The organism is Pseudomonas sp. R5(2019), assembly GCF_009905435.1.
Lineage (GTDB): Bacteria > Pseudomonadota > Gammaproteobacteria > Pseudomonadales > Pseudomonadaceae > Aquipseudomonas.
The window spans coordinates 57,083-76,046 of record NZ_JAAAMT010000027.1 but is presented as its reverse complement, the minus strand read 5'-3'; the positions used below and the strand labels follow the sequence as shown (position 1 = coordinate 76,046).

Genomic DNA, 18,964 nt, shown 5'->3' with positions numbered 1-18,964 from the left:
GGTGGAAGACAGGGACTGATCTATCGTCGTATTCTTTTTCATGGACTCGCCCTCGCTGTCGTTGGCTTCTTAGACCGCCACCGTGGCGCATTGACGCCTCGGCGTGGGCGAGTCCATGTAATTACAGTGGGTTTGTCATCAGTCTGAAGCCCGCCTTCCATGGCGGGCTTGTCTGCAATTGGGTCAATTGAATCGCAAGGTCAACGAGCGAGGTTCACTTCCCGCACCTGCAACAACCGACTCAGCTCGGCCACCCGCTGGCGCAGCTGCTCGCGCTCTTCGCGCAACTGGCGCAGTTCATCGCGACGCACGGTCACGTAAAGGGTCTGGGGGGGAGTGGCTTGCAGAACGCTGCCCATTGCACACCTCGCAAATGGCTGTTTTTTCGTAAGCATAGACGCTGGCAGCTTCAGGTTGGCACAGGTCCTACGCTCGATCGGGCACGATTCTGAATACTTTTTGCTCGCGAGGGAACTTTTTTATTTTTCACGGTCACCGTGACTTTTCCCGTGCAAGGCGGCTCCCACGAAACTAACCTTGGCGCCACGGGACTAACCTGTGATGCAAAAGCGTTAAATATTTTTTGAGTGGAGCACCGATACATGCAACTGGGAATCGTAGGTCTGGGCCGTATGGGCGGCAATATCGCAAGACGGCTGATGCAAGGTGGCCACCAGACCGTGGTCTTCGATCGCTCGCAAGCGTCGATCACCACCCTTGAAGGCGAAGGCGCCACGGGCGCCAGGGATCTCGCCGACCTGGTCGCAAAACTGGACACGCCACGGGCCGTCTGGGTCATGCTCCCCGCAGGCAGCCCGACCGAACAAACCATTGCCCAGCTGGCTGACTTGCTGTCGCCGGGTGATGTGATCATCGATGGCGGCAACACCTTCTATAAGGATGATATCCGCCGCGCCAGGGACCTCAGTGCGCGCCAGCTGCACTACGTCGACGTCGGTACCTCCGGCGGCGTCTGGGGCCTGGAGCGTGGCTACTGCATGATGATCGGCGGTGAAAAAGCGGTGTTCGAGCACCTTGACCCGCTGTTTAAAACCCTGGCACCCGGCATCGGCGACATTCCTCGCACCCAAGGCCGCACGGGCGATGAAGAGCGGGCCGAGCACGGCTATATTCACACAGGCCCGGCCGGCAGCGGGCACTTCGTCAAGATGATCCACAACGGCATCGAGTACGGCATGATGCAGGCCTTCGCCGAAGGCTTCGACATCCTCAAGACCAAGGCCAGCGACAGCCTGCCGGAAGATCAGCGCTTTGACCTGAACCTGGCCGACATCGCCGAAGTCTGGCGTCGCGGCAGCGTGGTCTCGTCCTGGCTGCTGGATTTGACCGCCGATGCGCTGGTGGCCGATGAAGCCCTGGCCGGTTACAGCGGCGTGGTCTCGGACAGCGGCGAAGGGCGCTGGACCATCGATGCGGCGGTGGAGCAGGCGGTACCGGTACCGGTGTTGTCCGGGGCGCTGTTCGCGCGCTTCCGTTCGCGCCAGGACGCCACCTACGGCGACAAGATCCTCTCGGCCATGCGCTTCGGCTTTGGTGGCCACGTCGAGACGCCCAAATGACAAAAGACAACGTGGAAGCGGCACCGCCTACCACTTTGTTTCTGTTTGGCGCCCATGGCGACCTCGTAAAGCGCCTGCTGATGCCGGCGCTTTACAACCTGAGCCGCGATGGATTGCTGGGTAATGGCGTACGAATTGTCGGCGTCGATCACAACGACGCCACGGATGCCGAATTCGCCGGCAAACTCGAAGCCTTTCTGCGCGAGCAAGCGCGCAGCAAAGGCGCCGAGGCGCCCGAAAAGGCCTTGGACGCAAAACGCTGGGCGCGGCTGGCCAAGCGCATCAGCTACATCGCCGGGGATTTTCTCGACGACAGCACCTACCAGCACATCAAGCGCACCATCGAAGCCCATCGCAGCGGTAACGCGGTGTTCTACCTGGCGACCTCCCCACGTTTCTTCGCCGATGTGGTTCGCCGCCTCGGTGCGGCCGGGCTGCTCTCGGAAGAGGAGGGCTTTCGCCGCGTCGTGATCGAAAAGCCGTTCGGCTCCGATCTGGCGACCGCCGAGGCGTTAAACGCCTGCCTGCTCAAGGAAATGAGCGAAAAGCAGATCTACCGCATCGACCATTACCTGGGCAAGGAAACGGTGCAGAACATTCTGGTCAGCCGGTTTTCCAACGGGCTGTTCGAGGCGTTCTGGAACAACCACTACATCGACCACGTGCAAATCACCGCCGCCGAGACCGTCGGCGTCGAAACCCGCGGCAGTTTCTACGACACCACCGGCGCCCTGCGCGACATGGTGCCCAATCACCTGTTCCAGTTGCTGGCGATGGTCGCGATGGAGCCGCCCGCGGCGTTTGGCGCCGACGCGGTGCGCAGTGAAAAGGCCAAGGTCATCGGCGCGATCCGGCCCTGGTCGAGAACCATGGCGCTGAAAAACTCGGTGCGCGGGCAGTACGTCGAAGGCAAGGCAGGGCGCAAGAAGCTCGCCGGCTATCGCCAGGAAGACCGGGTCGACCCGACCAGCACTACCGAAACCTACGTGGCCCTGAAGGTGATGATCGACAATTGGCGCTGGGTCGGCGTGCCGTTCTACCTGCGCACCGGCAAGCGCATGAGCGTGCGCGACACCGAAATCGCCATCTGCTTCAAGCCGGCGCCTTATGCGCAATTTCGCGACACCGAAGTCGAGAAGCTCAAGCCCAACTACCTGAAAATCCAGATCCAGCCCAACGAAGGCATGTGGTTCGACCTGCAAGCCAAGCGGCCCGGGCCGAAACTGGAAATGCAGAACGTCGAGCTGGGCTTTGCCTACAAGGACTTCTTCGAAATGCAGCCGTCCACCGGCTACGAAACCCTGATCTACGACTGCCTGACGGGCGATCAAACCCTGTTCCAGCGCGCCGACAACATTGAAAACGGCTGGCGCGCGGTGCAGCCCTTCCTCGATGCCTGGCGAGAGGCCGGCGAGGTCCAGGAATATGCCGCGGGCAGCGACGGGCCGGCGGCGGCCGATGACTTGCTGGCCCGGGACAAGCGGGAGTGGCACTCGATCGGCTGATTGACCCCGAGGAGTAAAGCATGCCTGCCTTGATCGAAGACTATGCCCTGTTGGGCAATTGCCGCACCGCCGCGCTGGTGGACAAAAGCGGCTCGCTCGACTGGTTGTGCTTCCCGCGCTTTGACGCCGGCGCCTGCTTCGCCGCCTTGCTGGGCGACGAAGAAAACGGGCGCTGGCGCATCGGCCCCGCGGATGAAGTGCTTGAGGTAACGCGCCAGTACCGTGACGGCACCCTGATCCTCGAAACCCGTTTTCGCACCGCCCGGGGCGAAGCGCTGTTGATCGACTGCATGCCCCTGGCCGAGCACAGCAGTGTGCTGCGCATTGTGGTCGGGCTCAAAGGGCAGGTGGATTTCGAGATGGACCTGACCATGCGTTTTGACTACGGCAGCAGCGTGCCCTGGGTCGTCAAGGCCGAGCCGTTGACCCTCACGGCGGTGGCCGGGCCGGAGATGCTGGTGCTGCGCAGCGCCACCGCCTTGCAGCCCCGCGATTACCATACCGCCAGCCAGTTCAGCGTGGGCGCCGGGGAACGGCGGGTGTTCACCTTGTCCTGGCAGAACTCCACCTGCCCGCTGGAAGCGGGTTTCGATGCCGAAGCAGCGTTGCTGGAGACCGAGCGCCAATGGCGTGCCTTTTCCGACCGTTGCCCGTCGGTGGGCGAGTGGACCGGCCAGGTCAAGCGCTCGCTGATTACCCTCAAGGCCCTGACCTACGCACCCACCGGCGGGATTGTCGCGGCAGTGACCACCTCGCTGCCCGAGCACCTGGGCGGCGAGCGCAACTGGGATTACCGCTACTGCTGGCTGCGCGACGCGACCATGACCTTGCTGGCGTTCATGAACCTGGGCTTCTTCGATGAGGCCTGCGCCTGGCGTGAATGGCTGCTGCGCTCGGTGGCCGGCAATCCCGAACAGATGCAGATCATGTATGGCCTGGGTGGCGAGCGCCGCCTGCCTGAGTACAGCCTGCCGTGGCTGGCCGGCTACGAAGGCTCGCGGCCGGTGCGGATCGGTAATGCCGCTTCGCTGCAGCAGCAACTGGATATCTATGGCGAGGTCGCCGATGCCTTGAGCCTGGCCATCAAGGGCGGCTTGCCACGCCACCCGCGCAGCACCTCTATTGCCCGGTTGATCCTGCCGTACCTGGAGAAGATCTGGCAGCGCACCGATGCCGGGCTGTGGGAGGTCAGGGGCGAGCCGCAGCATTTTGTCCATTCCAAGGTCATGGCCTGGGTCGCCTTCGACCGTGCGGCGGGGCTCAGCGACACCACCGAGCAGGGGCGGGAACAGGCGCGGCACTACCGTGAGGTGGCAGACCTTATCCATGCGCAGGTGTGTGCCAAGGGTGTCGATGCGAAACTGGGTTGCTTCGTGCAGGCCTACGGCTCGCGGCAGATGGACGCCAGCCTGTTGCAAATCGCCTTGACCGGCTTTCTGCCGGCCAATGATCCGCGGGTGGTGGCCACCGTGGCGCAGATCGAAAAACGCCTGATGCAGGACGGGCTGGTCCTCCGTTATGACACGGCCAGCGGCTGCGACGGCTTGGCGCCGGGGGAGGGGAGTTTTCTGGTGTGTTCGTTCTGGCTGGCTGATGTGTACGTATTGATGGGCCGACGGGACGACGCTCAGGCGCTGTACAAACGCCTGAGCGGGTTGTGTAACGATGTCGGCCTGTTGGCCGAGCAGTACGACCCGGCGAGCCAGCGCATGCTCGGCAACTTCCCCCAGGCCTTCAGTCATATCGGCATCATCAACACCGCCCTGAACCTGCACCGCGCCCAGTGCCCGGCCACGGACCGGGCGCACTGCAGCGCCTGAGCTTCAGAGCCAGTAGCTGACCGCGTACCAGCCCAGCCCGCCCATCACCACGGTGTAGGGCAGGGCCATCCACACCATGCGCCCGTATGACAGGCGCACCAGCGGGGCGATGGCCGAAGTCAGCAGAAACAGGAATGCGGCCTGGCCGTTGGGGGTGGCGACGCTCGGCAGGTTGGTGCCGGTGTTGATCGCAATCGCCAGGGTCTCGAAGTGCTCGCGGCTCATCTGCCCGGCCAGGAAGGCGCGCTTGACTTCGGTGATGTAAATGGTGGCGACGAACACGTTGTCGCTGATCGCCGAGAGCAGGCCGTTGGCGATAAACAGCATGCCCGGCTGTTGTGCGGTCGGCAGGCTCAGCACCGACTCGATCAGCGGCACGAACAACTGCTGCTGCTGAATCACCGCCACCACCGCGAAAAACACCACCAGCAACGACGTGAACGGCATGGCGTCCTGGAACGCCCGGCCCAGGCGGTGCTCATCGGTGATGCCGGTGCACGAGGTGATCAGCACAATCACCAGCAGGCCGATCAACCCGACTTCGGCGATGTGCAGGCCCAGGCAGACAATCAGGATCACCGCTGCCAGCCCCTGTACCAACAGGGCGGCACGCTGTTGCGCGGTGCGCGCGGCATTGTCTTCTTCGGCATAGGTGGCCAACACCTGGCGCACGTTGTCGGGCAGCAGGGTGCCGTAGCCGAACCAGCGCAGTTTCTCCAGCAGCACACAAGTCACCAGGCCGGCGGCCAGCACCGGCATGGACACCGGCGCGACCTTGAGGAAGAAGTCCTTGAAGTGCCAGCCCATCTCATGGCCGATCAACAGGTTCTGCGGCTCGCCGACCAGGGTGCAGACCCCGCCCAACGCGGTCCCTACCGCGCCGTGCATCAGCAGGCTGCGCAGAAAGGCGCGGAACTGCTCAAGGTCGCCGTGGTGCAACTGGGCAAGGTCGTGATCGCTGTCGATGGCCGACTCTTCGCGCGGATTATTGCCGGAGGCGACCCGGTGGTACACCGCATAAAAGCCCACGCCCGCACTGATAATCACCGCGGTGACGGTCAGCGCATCGAGAAAGGCCGACAGAAACGCCGACAACGCGCAGAACAGCAGTGCCAGCAGGGTTTTCGAACGCACCCCGAGCAGCAGCCGCGAGAACAGAAACAGCAGCAAGTCTTTCATGAAGTAAATCCCGGCGACCATGAACATCAGCAGCAGGATCACCGGGAAGTTGTGTTGCAGCTCCTCATACAGCGCCTGGGGCGTGGTCATCTGCAGCAGCAGCGCCTCGACCATCAGCAGCCCGCCGGGCATCAGCGGGTAGCACTTGAGCGCCATGCCGAGGGTGAAAATGAATTCGGCGACCAGCAACCAGCCCGCCGCCACGGGGCCTGCGCTCCACAGCACCAGCGGGTTGAGCAGAAGGAACAGGCAGATGATGGCCTTGTACCAGCGAGGCGATTGGCCAAGAAAATTGCGGGCGAATGCTGCGCCCAAAGAGCCAGGCATTGGAAATGTTTCCTTATAATTCGAAGACCGCGCACGGTGCCATAAAACGGTGGTGACCGCATCCCCTCACTCCAGTCCCGCCTTTGGCACAACCACTGCCCGGGTTTACCTCAAGGCCTTGATATAGTCCCGGCACACCCGCTCACTCTTAATAAGGAAGATCCCGTGACCGACTACCAAGCTTTCAAGGTTGAACTCAACGACCACATCGCCCACGTCCAGATCAACCGCCCGGAAAAGATCAACGCCATGAACGCGGCGTTCTGGACCGAGATCATCGAGATTCTCCAGTGGATCGACGACACCGATGCCGTGCGCGTGGTAGTGCTCAGCGGTGCCGGCAAGCATTTCTCCTCTGGCATCGACTTGATGCTGCTGGCCGGCGTCGCCAATGAGCTGGGCAAGGATGTCGGCCGCAATGCGCGCCTGCTGCGGCGCACGATCCAGCGGCTGCAAGCCTCGTTCAACGCCGTCGACAGCTGCCGCAAGCCGGTGCTGGCGGCCATTCAGGGCTACTGCCTGGGCGGCGCCATCGATCTGATCGCGGCCTGCGACATGCGCTATGCGGCGATGGACGCGCAGTTTTCGATCAAGGAAATCGACATGGGCATGGCCGCCGACGTCGGCACCCTGCAGCGCTTGCCGCGGATCATCGGCGACGGCATGCTGCGCGAACTGGCCTACACCGGGCGCAGCGTCGACGCCACCGAAGCCCAGCGCATTGGCCTGGTCAACCGCACCTGGCCCGATCACACCAGCCTGCTGGACGGAGTCTTTGCCATAGCCGGTGAAATTGCAGGAAAATCCCCCATCGCCGTGGCCGGCACCAAAGAGATGATCAGCTACATGCGCGACCATCGCATTGATGACGGGCTGGACTACATTGCTACATGGAACGCCGCGATGTTGCAGTCCGCCGACTTGCGCGTGGCCATGGCGGCCAGTATGAGCAAACAAAAACCGGAGTTCGCCGACTAACGAACTCGCGAAAGGAGCCGATATGGCTGAGCGTTGGAAAACCGCGGTACTGGATATCAGCGAAGTGGGCGGCTGGGCGGTCGTGCGGGGCAAGCAGGGTTTTTTGCAAGACAGTAAGGGAGTGCTGTTCCCGCGTGACTGGCTCAAGCGCCATGACCTGCCGGTGCTGTGCGAGCACGGTATTGGGCACTATGAAGGGGTGCCTGTGTACTTGCTGGAGTTGGAGTACGACACCCACATCGACCATTGCAGCTGGCAAGGCCTGCGCCAGTTCATGCTGCAAGCCGACGATCCGCATCTGTTCAAGCTGTTGGCCTACGCCGCGCAGATCGGCACCTGGGCGCGCGAGCACCGCTTTTGTGGCAGCTGCGGCACGGCAATGACGCAGATCCCGCACGAGCGGGCGATGTATTGCCAACGTTGCGACTTGCGCCACTACCCGCGTATCTCGCCGAGCATGATCGTGCTGATCACCCGTGGCGATGAAATCCTGCTGGCGCGCTCGCCACGCTTCGTCAGCGGCGTCTACAGCACCCTGGCCGGGTTTGCCGAGCCGGGTGAGTCGGCCGAGGATTGCCTGATTCGCGAGGTGCGTGAGGAGGTGCAGATCGAGGTGAAGAATATCCAGTACGTCGGCAGCCAGTGCTGGCCGTTCCCGCATTCGATGATGCTGGGGTTTCATGCGCAATACGCCGGCGGCGAGATTGTCCCGCAGCCGGACGAGATCGAGGACGCCCAGTGGTTCCGGATCGATGCGCTGCCGCCGTTGCCGGCCTCGCGCTCGATTGCCCGTTACCTGATCGACCTCTACGTGGCCCGCCGCCTAGGCCTGGCCGAACCAGTGTTGCCAGGCTAGGCGCACGGTCAACCCCAGCACCACGGCGATAAACACCGGGCGAATGAACTTGGCGCCGCCGCTGATCGCGGTGCGCGCCCCGAAGAAGGCGCCGACCATCAACGCCGAGCCCATGCTCAGGCCGATCAGCCAATCCACCTGGCCGGAAAAGATAAACACCGACAACGCCGCGGCATTGCTGACGAAGTTCATGCTGCGCGCCACGCCGCTGGCGCGCACCAGGTCGATGGGGTAGAGCAGCAGGCTGCTGACCGTCCAGAACGCACCGGTGCCCGGGCCTGCCACGCCATCATAGAAACCCAGGGTAAAGCCCTGGGGGAACTGCCACTTTTTCTTGATCGGCGCTTCGGCGTCCAGCGGTGCCTTGGGCGTGCCGCCGAACAGCAAGTAGATCCCGCAACCGAAAATGATCACCGGCAGCATCTTGTTCAGCCATTCGGCGGGCAGGTAATGGGCGATGACCGCGCCGATCAACGAACCCACCAGCGTCCCCACCAGCGCCTGTCGCCATAGCGCGGGGTGGAACAGCTTGCGGCGGTAAAAGGTAAAACCGGCGGTGGCCGAACCGAAGGTCGAGCTGAGCTTGTTGGTGCCCAGCACGATATGCGGCGGCAGGCCGGCGGTCAGCAGGGCAGGGGTGGTCAGCAGCCCACCGCCACCGGCGATGGCATCGATGAAGCCGGCCACAAAGGCGACGGCGGCGAGAATGGCGAGGGTGGTCAGATCAACACTGAGTTCAAGAGGCATGGGCAATGAGCTTATTTCGGCTGGCGCAGAAAGGCTGCGCCGAAGGGCGGGCATTTTAACCGGATGCGCCGTTGTTGTGTTGATCGTGCCCCCTCTCGATCCAGGTGGCTCTTAATCAAGTCCAGAGCAATGACTATTACTGAAGCATGTCTTTGTGGGAGCGGATTTATCCGCGAATAGCTTCACGCGGTTCGCCTGGCACACCGTGGTGAAGCTATTCGCGGATAAATCCGCTCCCACATTTGACTGATCTCTTCATCAACCAATCCTCCCGTAGCAAGCGTCACCAGCCCTGCGCTGTTTTTTGGTTGATCGTGCCCCATCCCGACGCTACTCTACGCCGCGTCGCTGCACATCAGCGGCCAGGTTTAGCAGCCCTGTTTAGTTAGGACCACAGACCGTCAACGTTCCGTGAGCATTCGCGTTCCCGGGCAACACGTTATGGCGGCTGTGCGTGGGGCACCTTCGGGTGCGCCGGGTCCTAACTACCGGTCTGCTAACCCGCGTACAGTCGCCACCCCAATTTCGTTTAGCAGCGAATCCAGGTGGCTCTTAATCAAGTTAGGAGCAATGCCGATGTCAAACTTGGCGCGAATCGTCGCCGACCGCCCTGAAGCCACCTCCTGAACCCATAGGCCTGTACGCCCGTAGGAGCCGAGCTTGCTCGCGATTGCACCGCCTCGGTCCAACAGCATGCCGCCAAAGCTGCGTCTACCCCGGCCAGGCTTTTGTCGCCTGTGCTGGCCTCATCGCGAGCAAGCTCTGCTCCCACACCGTCTCCATTCACATAGAAACCACGTGCGGTGAGACCAAGACACCTCACTTTTTTGTGTTGATCGTGCCCCAGCCCGACGCTACTCTACGCCGCGTCGCTGCACATCAGCGGCCGGGTTTAGCAGCCCGCTTATTTAGCAGCACAGAACCGTCAACGTTCCGTGAGCCTTCGCGTTCCCGGGCAACACGTTATGGCGGCTGTGCGCGGGGCACCTTCGGGTGCGCTGGTTGCTAGATACCGGTCTGCTAACCCGCGTACAGTCGCCACCCTAAATTCGTTTAGCAGCGAACCGGATGGCGCTTATCTAGCTATCAGGAGCAACGCCGATGTCTCATTTCATCCCGCTCTACTGTCCGCAAACCGAACCCGCCGTCCTCCATCTCGACACCCAGGCCGACCTGCTCGACCTCGTCATCTGCGCCAACCACCGCCTGAAACTGGGCCGCGACCTGCTCAAACACCTGCCACCCACCGCCGAGCCCGCCGACCTGTGGGCTGCCTTCGACGCCGCTGCGTTGCTGGTGGATGAAAGCGCCAAGGTGCTGGACGTGATCGAATCGCGAATCGTCGCCGACCGCCCTGAAGCCACCTCCTGAACCCGTAGGCCTGTACCCCCGTAGGAGCCGAGCTTGCTCGCGATTGCACCGCCTCGGTCCAGGAGGATGCCGCCAAAAGCTGCGTCTACCCCGGCAAGTTTTTTGTCGTTTGTGCTGGCCTCATCGCGAGCAAGCTCGGCTCCTACCGCGATCAGTGCCTTTCAATGCACACTCGACGCCAACTCGAAAATCGGCATATACATCAAGATCACAATCCCCCCAATCATCAACCCGATAAACGTCATCAACAGTGGCTCGAACAACCGCACAAACCACTCGACCCACCGACTGATCTCTTCATCATAAAAATCGGCACTGCGCTCCATCATCTGCCCCAGGTTCCCCGATTGTTCCCCGGCCCGGAGCAAGCGCAGCGACACCGGTGTCACCAGCCCGTTGGCCTGCAGCGAATCCGACAGCGCCATGCCTTCGCGTACGCGCTCGGCGGCGCTGTCCAGGTGGGGGTGGGAGCTGGGGCTGAGCAGGCCGCGGGCCATGCCCATGGCGGTGAGGATGGGGATGCCGCCTTGCAGCAAGATCCCCAGCGAGCGGTAGAAGCGTGCCAGTTCGTACATGAAGATTCGTTGATGCACCGCCGGCACCCGCCGGAGCAGGCGGCTGAGCAGGCGCCGGGTCCGGGGTTGCCGTTGCACCACCATCAACCCGCCAATGCTGCCGGCCATGACCAGCGCCAACTCAGCCTGGTGGGCATGCAGGAACATGCCGCCATTCATGAGCCGCTGCGACAACCACGGCAGGTTCGAACCCAGGCCTTCGAATACCAGGCTAAAGCGCGGCACCACGTAGCCCATCAGGAACAGCACCACGCCGCCGCCGACGATCAACAGCAGCATGGGGTAGATCGAGGCGCTGATGATTTTTTCGCGCACTTCGTCCATGCGCTTGCGGTACGTCACATAGCGCCCCAGGGCTTGGGCGACGGCGCCGGTTTTTTCGCTCGATTGCACCAGCGCCACATACAGCGGCGGGAATACCGCCGGTAACAGGTGCAGGGCCTGGGAGAAGGATTTGCCTTCGTACAACAGCCGCACCAGAGCGCTCAGGGTCTTGCGCGCCTGGGGGGTGGTTTCCTTTTCGGCCAGGCTTTCCAGGGCGTCGATCAATGGCAGCCCGGCGTTGAGCAGGGTGGTGAGCTCCTGGCTGAACAGCACCAGGTTGAAGTGCTCCCTGCGCCGCCGGCCTGCCCGTTGCCAGCGCTGGGTGCCGCGCACGCTGACCACTCGCAAGCCCTGTTCTTCGGCTTGGCGCCTCGCCTGGGCCGCATCCGGGGCGTCGATCTGTAATGACACCACACCGGCCTTGCCGACCGCTTTTAATTGAAAGCGCATGCTCAGGCTCCTGTTATTGCCAACTGGTCACTTCGGCGTTTTCACCTTCTCCTCCGGGTTGGCCATCCTTGCCCATTGACAGTAGGTCGTACTCGCCGTTTTCGCCGGGGTAACGGTAAATGTAGTTGCGACCCCACGGGTCTTGCGGGACTTTTTTCTGCAGGTACGGGCCCGACCATCGGGTTTCTTCGCTGGGTGCGATCACCAGCGACTGCAAGCCCTGTTCGGAGGAGGGGTAGTGGCCGACCTCCAGGCGATAAAGGTCCAGTGCCTTGCCCAGCCCTTCGATCTGCGCCTTGGCCACCTTGGCCTCGGAACGTCCCAGCTGGCTGAAATACTTGGGTGCGACGATGCCGGCCAACAGCCCCAGCACCACCAGCACCACCAGCAGTTCGAGCAGGGTAAAGCCCTGCTGGCGACGCCGGGCGAACGCGGTTTGATTGTTCATGATGGTCTCCAGAAAACCTCGCCCATGGCCTATGCAATTGCCATGCACGCCAGCCCATCTCTGGCTGCAAGCCCCGTAATCAGCGGCTTTGCACAAACGGCACAGTGCTTGCTCAGACCCTCTGAAGCCCTGGCGATTGGGGCATAACCCCCACTTTCCGGGGGCAGCGACGGGAGGGCGCGGTATGCGCACCATGACAATCGGGATGCTGCTGTTGGCAGCACTGGCGAACCCGGCTCAGGCCGATATCTATGTGTCGGTCTCGGCCAGTGGCGGCTATGTGCTGTCCAACGTTCACCGACCTGGAAAGCACTATGACCGCGTGGTGGCCGAGCCTGCAGGCCCGGGGCTGGCAGCGGTGGCGGCAAGCTCAAGGCCGCAGATGATCGCCGACCTGCCGTATGCCGACATGGTCGCCGCGGCAGCCAGTGCCAACGACTTGCCCCAGGCCTTGCTGCACGCCGTGATCAAGGCCGAATCCAATTACCGGCCGCGGGTCCGCTCAGCCAAGGGCGCCGGCGGGTTGATGCAGCTGATGCCTGGCACCGCCCGGGACATGGGCGTGCGCGATGTGCTCGACCCGGCCGCCAATATCCAGGGCGGGGCCCGCTACCTCAAACACTTGATGAAGCTGTTCGACAACGACATCAAGCTCGCGGTCGCTGCCTACAACGCCGGGCCCGATGCGGTGATCAGCCGCGGCCGGATCGTCCCGCCGTTCGCCGAAACCCGGCGTTATGTCCCCACCGTCCTGCGCCAGTACCGCCGCCTGCAAGGGCTGGCGGACGATGCACCGCTGTAGGGCCGGATTCCCCAACCCTGGGGAATCGCCTTGCTTGCGAAAAGTGGGGAATTGGGGGAGGCAATTCCCCACTCGAATGAGATTAATTGTGTAAGTAGTTGAAGTTGAAGGAAAAATTATCTGGCACGGGGCTTGCTCCTGCTCCTTTGCCGATAACCGTTCTGAATTCCCGCACACCGAGGCACGTACCGATGATCAAGATCAAAGGCTTCGCTCACCCGCAGCGGCTCTTCAATGTGCTCCTGATGATTTTGTCGATCCTGGGCGTTGACTCTATCGCTGAGGCCGCCGTGCGCTGTGAGCGCACCCTGGTCGCCAATATCGTTGCATTCGACCAACCGATGATGTTCAACCGCCTGGGCGCGCAAAACGCCAACGGGATGATGTTCGCGCTGCGCCGCGACGTGGTGGATGAACATGACATTCCTCTGCACAAAGGCGGCGCGGCAGTGCCCGGCAAGGTTTCGCTGCGCCCCGACAAGCGCCCACGGCCGATTGTGCTGCGGGTGGCGGCCGGCGACTGCCTGACCGTCAACCTGCAAAACCTGTTGAGCTACCAGGCCAACCCCAACAGCCACCTGGGCGATGAAGAGCACGGCCATGTCGTCAACGATCAGGTCACTGATCGCACAGTGGGCTTCCAGGTCAACGGCCTGCAGGCGGTCAACGGGATCCAGGACATCTCGGCCAACACCGGTCGCAACGCCAACTTCCTGGTCGCCGTCGGCGACACTCGCTCCTACACCTTGTACGCCGAGCGCGAAGGGGCGTTTGCCGCCACCAGCAAAGGCGCGACCTTTGGCGGTGAAGGCGCCGCCGGTAACGTTGCCAACGGCCTGTTCGGCCAGGTGGTGGTGGTGCCCAAGTCTGGGCGGACCTACCGCAACACCCTGACCGAGGAAGAGATGCGCCTGGCCACCACCGGCCGCGCTCCCACCGGCCAGCCGATCGTTGACTACCAGGCTCGTTACCCGCAACGCCAGCCGTGGATTGGTGAAGGCAAGGCCGGCGCGCCGATCATTGCCATGGTCGATGGCAATGAAATCATTTCCAGCGAAACCGATGCCATCGTGATGGGGCCTTACGCTGACGGCAGCTTCCCGCCGTCCACCTATCCGCTGGAAAGCATCGGCAAGCGCAACCCGGCCTTGCCTAACCGGCTGGATGCCTTCCGCGATTTCGCCGCGGTGTTCACCGACGAAACCGCGGTGACCCAGGCCTTCCCCGGCTACTGGGCAGACCCGACCATGGGCCATGTGCTGGAGCCGACCCGCGACTCGTTCATGATCAACTACGGCTCCGGCGGGATGGGCGCCGAGGTGGTTGCCAACCGCCTGGGCGTGGGGCCGATGCACGACTGCCTGTCGTGCGCTTATGAAGAATTCTTTCTCAGCGCGCACACCGTCGGCGACATCGCCATGCTGGTGGACGTACCGGCCAACGTCGGCCTGGAAAACATCCGCCCCGGTGAAATTCCGAACGCCGCTGATGTCGGGGTCAAGGCCACCATGGCCCTGTACCCGTCCGAACCTTCCAACGTCAACCACAGCTACATCGGCGACTTCGTCAAGATCCGCAACACCCACAACGGTCACGAGCAGCACATCTTCCACCTGCACGGGCACCAGTGGCTGTTCAACCCCAATGACGACAACTCCGATTACATCGATGCCCAGGGCATTGGCCCGGGCGCCGGCTACACCTATGAAATCGCCAACGGCGGTTCCGGCAACCGTAACCGGGTAGCGGGCGACGCCATCTATCACTGCCACTTCTACCCGCATTTCGCCCAAGGCATGTGGACCATGTGGCGGGTGCACGACGTGTTCGAAGAAGGCACCAAACTGGAAGTTTCCCAAGAAGGCCAGGACGGTTTCCACAGCACCCCTTATGCCCTGCGCAGCGGCAAGCCTGCCGCCGGTGCCCGGGCACTGCCCGATGGCGAAATCATCGCCGGTACGCCGATCCCGGCCGTGGTGCCGCTGCCTGGCAAGGCCATGGCGCCGATGCCGGGCAAAGTCTCGGTGGTGCCAAAAATGGGTGAAGTTGCCCATCACGATGACAGCGGTGAAGCCGGGGGCGACGATCATGGGGCCGGCACACTGCAAGCCATCGGCTCGCTGGCCCTGGTCGATCGCACCAATGCCAACCGCAACGGCGACGGCTCGCTGAAAAACCCGGGCTATCCGTTCTGGATCGGCGGTATCGAAAGCACCGTCGGCCAACGTCCGCCCACCCCGCCCCTGGACATGCTCGACGCCGCCACGGCCACCGCCCTCAAAGCCACCGGCAAAGCCCTGTGGGCCAACCTCGACCCGGCACAATCGGGCGGCTGGGACGGCGGCTTGCCACGCCATGCACTGGACGGCGTGGCCGCCGGCGGCCACGTCAACACCACCACGACCAACCTGGACTTCTCCAAGGAAATCACCCGGGCCAAGGCCGTGTTCATGCCGGAGGAGGGCACCGACGTCGAACAGGCAGCCATGGCCTTCCACGCCAAGCTCGAGCACCCCAGTTTTGCCTTGCTGCCGGGCAACCAGATCGTCGCCAAAAACTTCCGTACCAACGGCGCCGCGCCGGTAGCCGGTGCGCCCTTCTATGAACCCTGCATGGACGACCGCGCCAAGCGCCTGACCACCGCCGCCGGCAACGGCGCCTTCAACAGCGGCGAGCGCATCGACGGCATGTCGTTCACCGGTTCTTCCCAGTACACCGCTGACCGCCCACGGATCTACAAGGCCGCCCACATTCAGTTTGACGCGGTCTACAACAAGGTCGGTTACCACTTCCCGCAAGCGCGCATCCTCGCCCTGTGGGAAGACGCCTGGCCGGTCATCACCAAGCAGCGTCCGCCAGAGCCGCTGGTGATGCGCATGAACACCTTTGACTGCGTGATGTACCAACACACCAACCTGATCCCGTCCTTCTACGAGATGGACGACTTCCAGGTGCGTACCCCGACCGACGTGATCGGCCAGCATATCCACCTGCCCAAGTGGGACCTGACCGCCGCCGATGGCGCCGCCAACGGCTGGAACTACGAAGACGGCATTCTCTCGCCCGGCACCGTGGTTGAACGCATCAAGGCGATCCGCAGCTTCAACGGTTGCCTCGGCACTGACCCGCGCGACGGCACTTCAGCCTGCCCGCAAGCCAAGGCGCACCCGTACTTCGGCCGCTACGGGCGGGCCGACTGGATGGGCGCGCGCACGCAGATGCAGCGCTGGTTCGCAGACCCGGTCATCAACGTCAATAACATCGACCGTGGCCTGGGCACCATCTTTACCCATGACCACCTTGGCCCATCGACCCACCAGCAACTGGGCCTGTACGCCACCGTATTGGCGGAACCGGCCGGTTCCACCTGGTACCACGCCGAAACCGGCGAGCAGCTGTACAACACCGCCCTGCGCCAGGACGGCGGGCCAACCTCCTGGCAAGCCGTGATCGCCACCGGTGACCTCGACAACGACGGCAAGAACGACAGCTACCGCGAGTTCTTCCTGGAATACAGCGACTTCGTGCACGCCTATGAAGCCGGTGTGTATGTGGGCGCGGGCCCGGACGGGATTCCAAATGGCGCGGCGTTCCCGGCCACCGCCGACAGCTTCCGTTTCGCCATCAACCCACCGCTGCGCAAGCAGGCCGAGACGCTGCTTGAAGCGGTGATCGAAGCCCGTGGCGGGCTGTTGCCTGGCTGCCCAAGCCGGCCATGCCCACAAGCGATCTCGGTGGATGACCCGGGCATGTTCGTTGTCAACTACCGCAACGAGCCGCTGGCGCTGCGGGTCTATGACCCGTACAAAGTGGCCCCCGATGGCAAGCGCGGCATGCAGGCCGCCGGTTTGGCCGGCGACCTCGCCTACGCCCTGCAAAGCCGTACCGACCGGGCGATCCCGGCGCTGAACCTGTCGCCGGCGGCGATCACTTCGGCGGTCGGCCCCACCGGTGGCACCACGCGGTTCCCGCCGCACATCAACAAGGCCGGCGCCGAGCCGGGCGACCCGTTCACCCCGATGCTGCGCACCTATTCGGGCGATAACGTGCGCCTGCGGATGCACGCCGGTGGCTACGAAGAAGAGCACAACGTGACCATGCACGGGGTCAAATGGCTGCAGAGCGGCTCGGGCTTCGGCAACAGCTCCAACTCGGGCTGGAAGTCGTCGCAGATGATCGGTATCTCCGAGCAGTTGGGCTTCAATGCGCCGGTGAACATGATGTCCAGTTCGGCCGCCACCACCGGCGACTACCTGTACTCCATGGATGCCTCGCTGGAAGGCTACTGGTCGGGTATCTGGGGGGTGATGCGCAACTACACCGCCAGCCGCACCGACCTGTTCCCGCTGCCGAACAACCCCAAGCCGATGGCGGCGCGCAACACCGTGGCATTCGACGGCATTTGCCCGCGCTACAGCGCCAACCCCAACGGCATCGGCACCCGGCCAACCCCGCAACGCCACTATGAAGTGGTGGCGGTGCTGGCCAACGATGTGCTCGGCAACCCGCTGGGCCTGAGCATCAACGACCCGGCTGGCCTGGCCGAGCATGTCGGCGGCCCGCTCAAGGCCAACGGTGGCACCCTCGTGTTCAACTCGCGGCCAGTCAGCATTCCCCAGGTGACGGTGACCGACCCCGAACATGGGGAAACCTTCACCCTCGGCGGGCAAAGCGGGCCGCTGCATGACCCGACCGCCGTGCTGTATGTGCGCAAGGCCGACCTTGACCCGATCACCGGCAAGCTCAAGCCAGGTGTACCGGTCGAACCGCTGGTGCTGCGTGCGGCCGCCGGTGACTGCATCAAGGTGACCCTGGAAAACCGTCTGCCGCTGGTCATGCCGGACCTGGCCAGCACGGCGGTAATGCATGGCATGGTCAAGCGCGACCGTCACCATGGCGAAGGCTCGAGCACCTTCAACAACAACCTGATGCGTCCCTCCAGCCATGTGGGCCTGCACGCCCAATTGCTGGCCTATGACATCACCAAGTCGGACGGTATGAACGTCGGTGCCAACCCGGTCCAGACCGTGCCACCACGGGCGGGCAACACCGGGGCGTACCCCAGCAAGGTCTACCAGTACTACGCCGGGCACCTGGAGCGTGAAGGCAAGCCGATCTCGCAACTGGGCCGCAGTGTCGACAACATCAACACCACCGCCATCGAGTTCGGCGGCCTGAACCTGACCCCGGCCGATGTGATCAAGCAGGGGCAGAAAGGCCTGGGCGGCGCCATGACCATCGTACCGGTCGGCGCCACCTGGACGGAGGACGCCCGCAGCCGCGCTTCGGCAACCGTCACGGCGCCGAACCAGACGCCGTATCGCGACTTTGCGATGGTCTGGCAAAAAGCCCTGAACATGCGCTGGGCCAATGGCCGGCCGGTCGAAGGCATCGCTGCCGAAGGCAATGGCGTGCCGACCGACCCGCAGGACAACTCGAGCATGGCCATCAACTACAAGAGCGAGCCGCTGTGGTACCGCTTCGGCGTCGCACCCGACGCGCCGTTCGGCCTTGCCGGCGGCCATGGCTGGGGCGATGTTCCGAACGTGCACATGGCCTACAGCAACGCCCTGGTCGGTGGTGATCCGCAAACGCCGGTGCTGTGGGCCAAGCCCGGCCAGCCGTTTCGCACCCACATCATGATGCCAACCGGCGGCAGCCGCGGTTCGACCTTCCAGCTCGACGGCCACGTCTGGCCGATGCACAACCTGCAGGCCGAGAAGTCCGACGCCGGTGGCTTCCCGCTGGGCGCGCCCGGGATTGGATCGGTGCGTTTCGGCTTCAACCCGATGGCGATGTACATCGGCGCCCAGGAAAGCATTCTGCCGGCGGCGCACTTCAGCTTCATGCACAGCAGTGCCGGGGGCGGCAACGCTGTACCGGGTGACTACCTGTTCCGCGACTACGCCGCTTACGGCAACGCCTCGGGGCTGTGGGGGATTCTGCGCGTCACCAACGAAGCGGAGCCGGCGCCAGCGCCAGCACCTGCGCCATAACAACAG

The 18,964-nt window shown here is 63.3% G+C and carries 13 protein-coding genes; 8 read left to right on the top strand and 5 right to left on the bottom strand.

Annotated features, from left to right (window positions below):
- Positions 1–200 precede the first annotated feature (200 nt).
- Positions 201–359: a DUF6026 family protein gene (locus GUY40_RS17790; protein ID WP_166570218.1), complete on the bottom strand. Its 159-nt coding sequence runs from the start codon at positions 357–359 to the stop codon at positions 201–203.
- A gap of 243 nt (positions 360–602) precedes the next feature.
- Between GUY40_RS17790 and gnd the strand changes: the two genes are divergently transcribed.
- From gnd to GUY40_RS17775, 3 genes are read left to right on the top strand one after another with little or no spacing between them, the layout of a single operon-like run.
- On the top strand, positions 603–1,580 hold the full coding sequence (gene gnd / locus GUY40_RS17785; RefSeq protein ID WP_166570217.1) for a phosphogluconate dehydrogenase (NAD(+)-dependent, decarboxylating): 978 nt from the start codon (positions 603–605) through the stop codon (positions 1,578–1,580).
- Positions 1,577–3,085, top strand: a complete 1,509-nt coding sequence (gene zwf, locus GUY40_RS17780; RefSeq protein ID WP_166570216.1) for a glucose-6-phosphate dehydrogenase — start codon at positions 1,577–1,579, stop codon at positions 3,083–3,085. Before gnd ends, zwf begins: the two co-directional genes overlap by 4 nt.
- Positions 3,086–3,105: 20 nt before the next feature.
- Positions 3,106–4,905, top strand: a complete 1,800-nt coding sequence (locus GUY40_RS17775; RefSeq protein ID WP_166570215.1) for a glycoside hydrolase family 15 protein — start codon at positions 3,106–3,108, stop codon at positions 4,903–4,905.
- Positions 4,906–4,908: 3 nt separating this feature from the next.
- Here GUY40_RS17775 and nhaB read toward each other — a convergent pair whose 3' ends face one another.
- Positions 4,909–6,411 (bottom strand): sodium/proton antiporter NhaB, encoded by a 1,503-nt coding sequence (gene nhaB / locus GUY40_RS17770; RefSeq protein ID WP_166570214.1) that lies wholly within the window; start codon positions 6,409–6,411, stop codon positions 4,909–4,911.
- Positions 6,412–6,576: 165 nt separating this feature from the next.
- Between nhaB and GUY40_RS17765 the strand changes: the two genes are divergently transcribed.
- Positions 6,577–7,389 carry a crotonase/enoyl-CoA hydratase family protein gene (locus GUY40_RS17765; RefSeq protein ID WP_166570213.1) on the top strand — a complete coding sequence of 271 codons (813 nt, stop codon included), beginning with the start codon at positions 6,577–6,579 and terminating at the stop codon, positions 7,387–7,389.
- Between the two features lie 22 nt (positions 7,390–7,411).
- Positions 7,412–8,245, top strand: a complete 834-nt coding sequence (gene nudC / locus GUY40_RS17760; RefSeq protein ID WP_166570212.1) for an NAD(+) diphosphatase — start codon at positions 7,412–7,414, stop codon at positions 8,243–8,245.
- On the opposite strand, the gene GUY40_RS17755 is transcribed toward nudC, so the two are convergent.
- A complete protein-coding gene (locus tag GUY40_RS17755) occupies positions 8,213–8,992 on the bottom strand; it encodes a TSUP family transporter (protein ID WP_166570211.1) in 780 nt (259 codons plus the stop codon). The two genes, nudC and GUY40_RS17755, sit on opposite strands and share 33 nt — an antisense overlap.
- A gap of 1,101 nt (positions 8,993–10,093) precedes the next feature.
- Here GUY40_RS17755 and GUY40_RS17750 point away from each other — a divergent pair.
- Positions 10,094–10,363, top strand: coding sequence for a hypothetical protein (locus GUY40_RS17750; protein WP_166570210.1), 270 nt, complete (start codon positions 10,094–10,096; stop codon positions 10,361–10,363).
- A 161-nt stretch (positions 10,364–10,524) separates the two neighbouring features.
- On the opposite strand, the gene GUY40_RS17745 is transcribed toward GUY40_RS17750, so the two are convergent.
- Both GUY40_RS17745 and gspG read right to left on the bottom strand, forming a co-directional pair.
- Entirely contained in the window at positions 10,525–11,712 is a 1,188-nt protein-coding gene (locus GUY40_RS17745) for a type II secretion system F family protein (protein WP_166570209.1), read from the bottom strand.
- A gap of 13 nt (positions 11,713–11,725) precedes the next feature.
- On the bottom strand, positions 11,726–12,160 hold the full coding sequence (gene gspG, locus GUY40_RS17740) for a type II secretion system major pseudopilin GspG (RefSeq protein ID WP_166570208.1): 435 nt from the start codon (positions 12,158–12,160) through the stop codon (positions 11,726–11,728).
- Positions 12,161–12,344: 184 nt separating this feature from the next.
- Between gspG and GUY40_RS17735 the strand changes: the two genes are divergently transcribed.
- Positions 12,345–12,962, top strand: coding sequence for a lytic transglycosylase domain-containing protein (locus GUY40_RS17735; RefSeq protein WP_166570207.1), 618 nt, complete (start codon positions 12,345–12,347; stop codon positions 12,960–12,962).
- Between the two features lie 191 nt (positions 12,963–13,153).
- Positions 13,154–18,958 (top strand): manganese-oxidizing multicopper oxidase MnxG, encoded by a 5,805-nt coding sequence (gene mnxG / locus GUY40_RS17730; protein WP_306092846.1) that lies wholly within the window; start codon positions 13,154–13,156, stop codon positions 18,956–18,958.
- The last annotated feature ends 6 nt before the right edge of the window (positions 18,959–18,964 follow it).

What these genes read in the sequence shown, in the direction of transcription:
- GUY40_RS17790 (WP_166570218.1), bottom strand. Translation starts at nt 359, where the DNA reads ATGGGCAGCGTTCTGCAAGCCACTCCCCCCCAGACCCTTTACGTGACC.
- gnd (WP_166570217.1), top strand. Translation starts at nt 603, where the DNA reads ATGCAACTGGGAATCGTAGGTCTGGGCCGTATGGGCGGCAATATCGCA.
- zwf (WP_166570216.1), top strand. Translation starts at nt 1,577, where the DNA reads ATGACAAAAGACAACGTGGAAGCGGCACCGCCTACCACTTTGTTTCTG.
- GUY40_RS17775 (WP_166570215.1), top strand. Translation starts at nt 3,106, where the DNA reads ATGCCTGCCTTGATCGAAGACTATGCCCTGTTGGGCAATTGCCGCACC.
- nhaB (WP_166570214.1), bottom strand. Translation starts at nt 6,411, where the DNA reads ATGCCTGGCTCTTTGGGCGCAGCATTCGCCCGCAATTTTCTTGGCCAA.
- nudC (WP_166570212.1), top strand. Translation starts at nt 7,412, where the DNA reads ATGGCTGAGCGTTGGAAAACCGCGGTACTGGATATCAGCGAAGTGGGC.
- GUY40_RS17755 (WP_166570211.1), bottom strand. Translation starts at nt 8,992, where the DNA reads ATGCCTCTTGAACTCAGTGTTGATCTGACCACCCTCGCCATTCTCGCC.
- GUY40_RS17750 (WP_166570210.1), top strand. Translation starts at nt 10,094, where the DNA reads ATGTCTCATTTCATCCCGCTCTACTGTCCGCAAACCGAACCCGCCGTC.
- GUY40_RS17745 (WP_166570209.1), bottom strand. Translation starts at nt 11,712, where the DNA reads ATGCGCTTTCAATTAAAAGCGGTCGGCAAGGCCGGTGTGGTGTCATTA.
- gspG (WP_166570208.1), bottom strand. Translation starts at nt 12,160, where the DNA reads ATGAACAATCAAACCGCGTTCGCCCGGCGTCGCCAGCAGGGCTTTACC.
- GUY40_RS17735 (WP_166570207.1), top strand. Translation starts at nt 12,345, where the DNA reads ATGCGCACCATGACAATCGGGATGCTGCTGTTGGCAGCACTGGCGAAC.
- mnxG (WP_306092846.1), top strand. Translation starts at nt 13,154, where the DNA reads ATGATCAAGATCAAAGGCTTCGCTCACCCGCAGCGGCTCTTCAATGTG.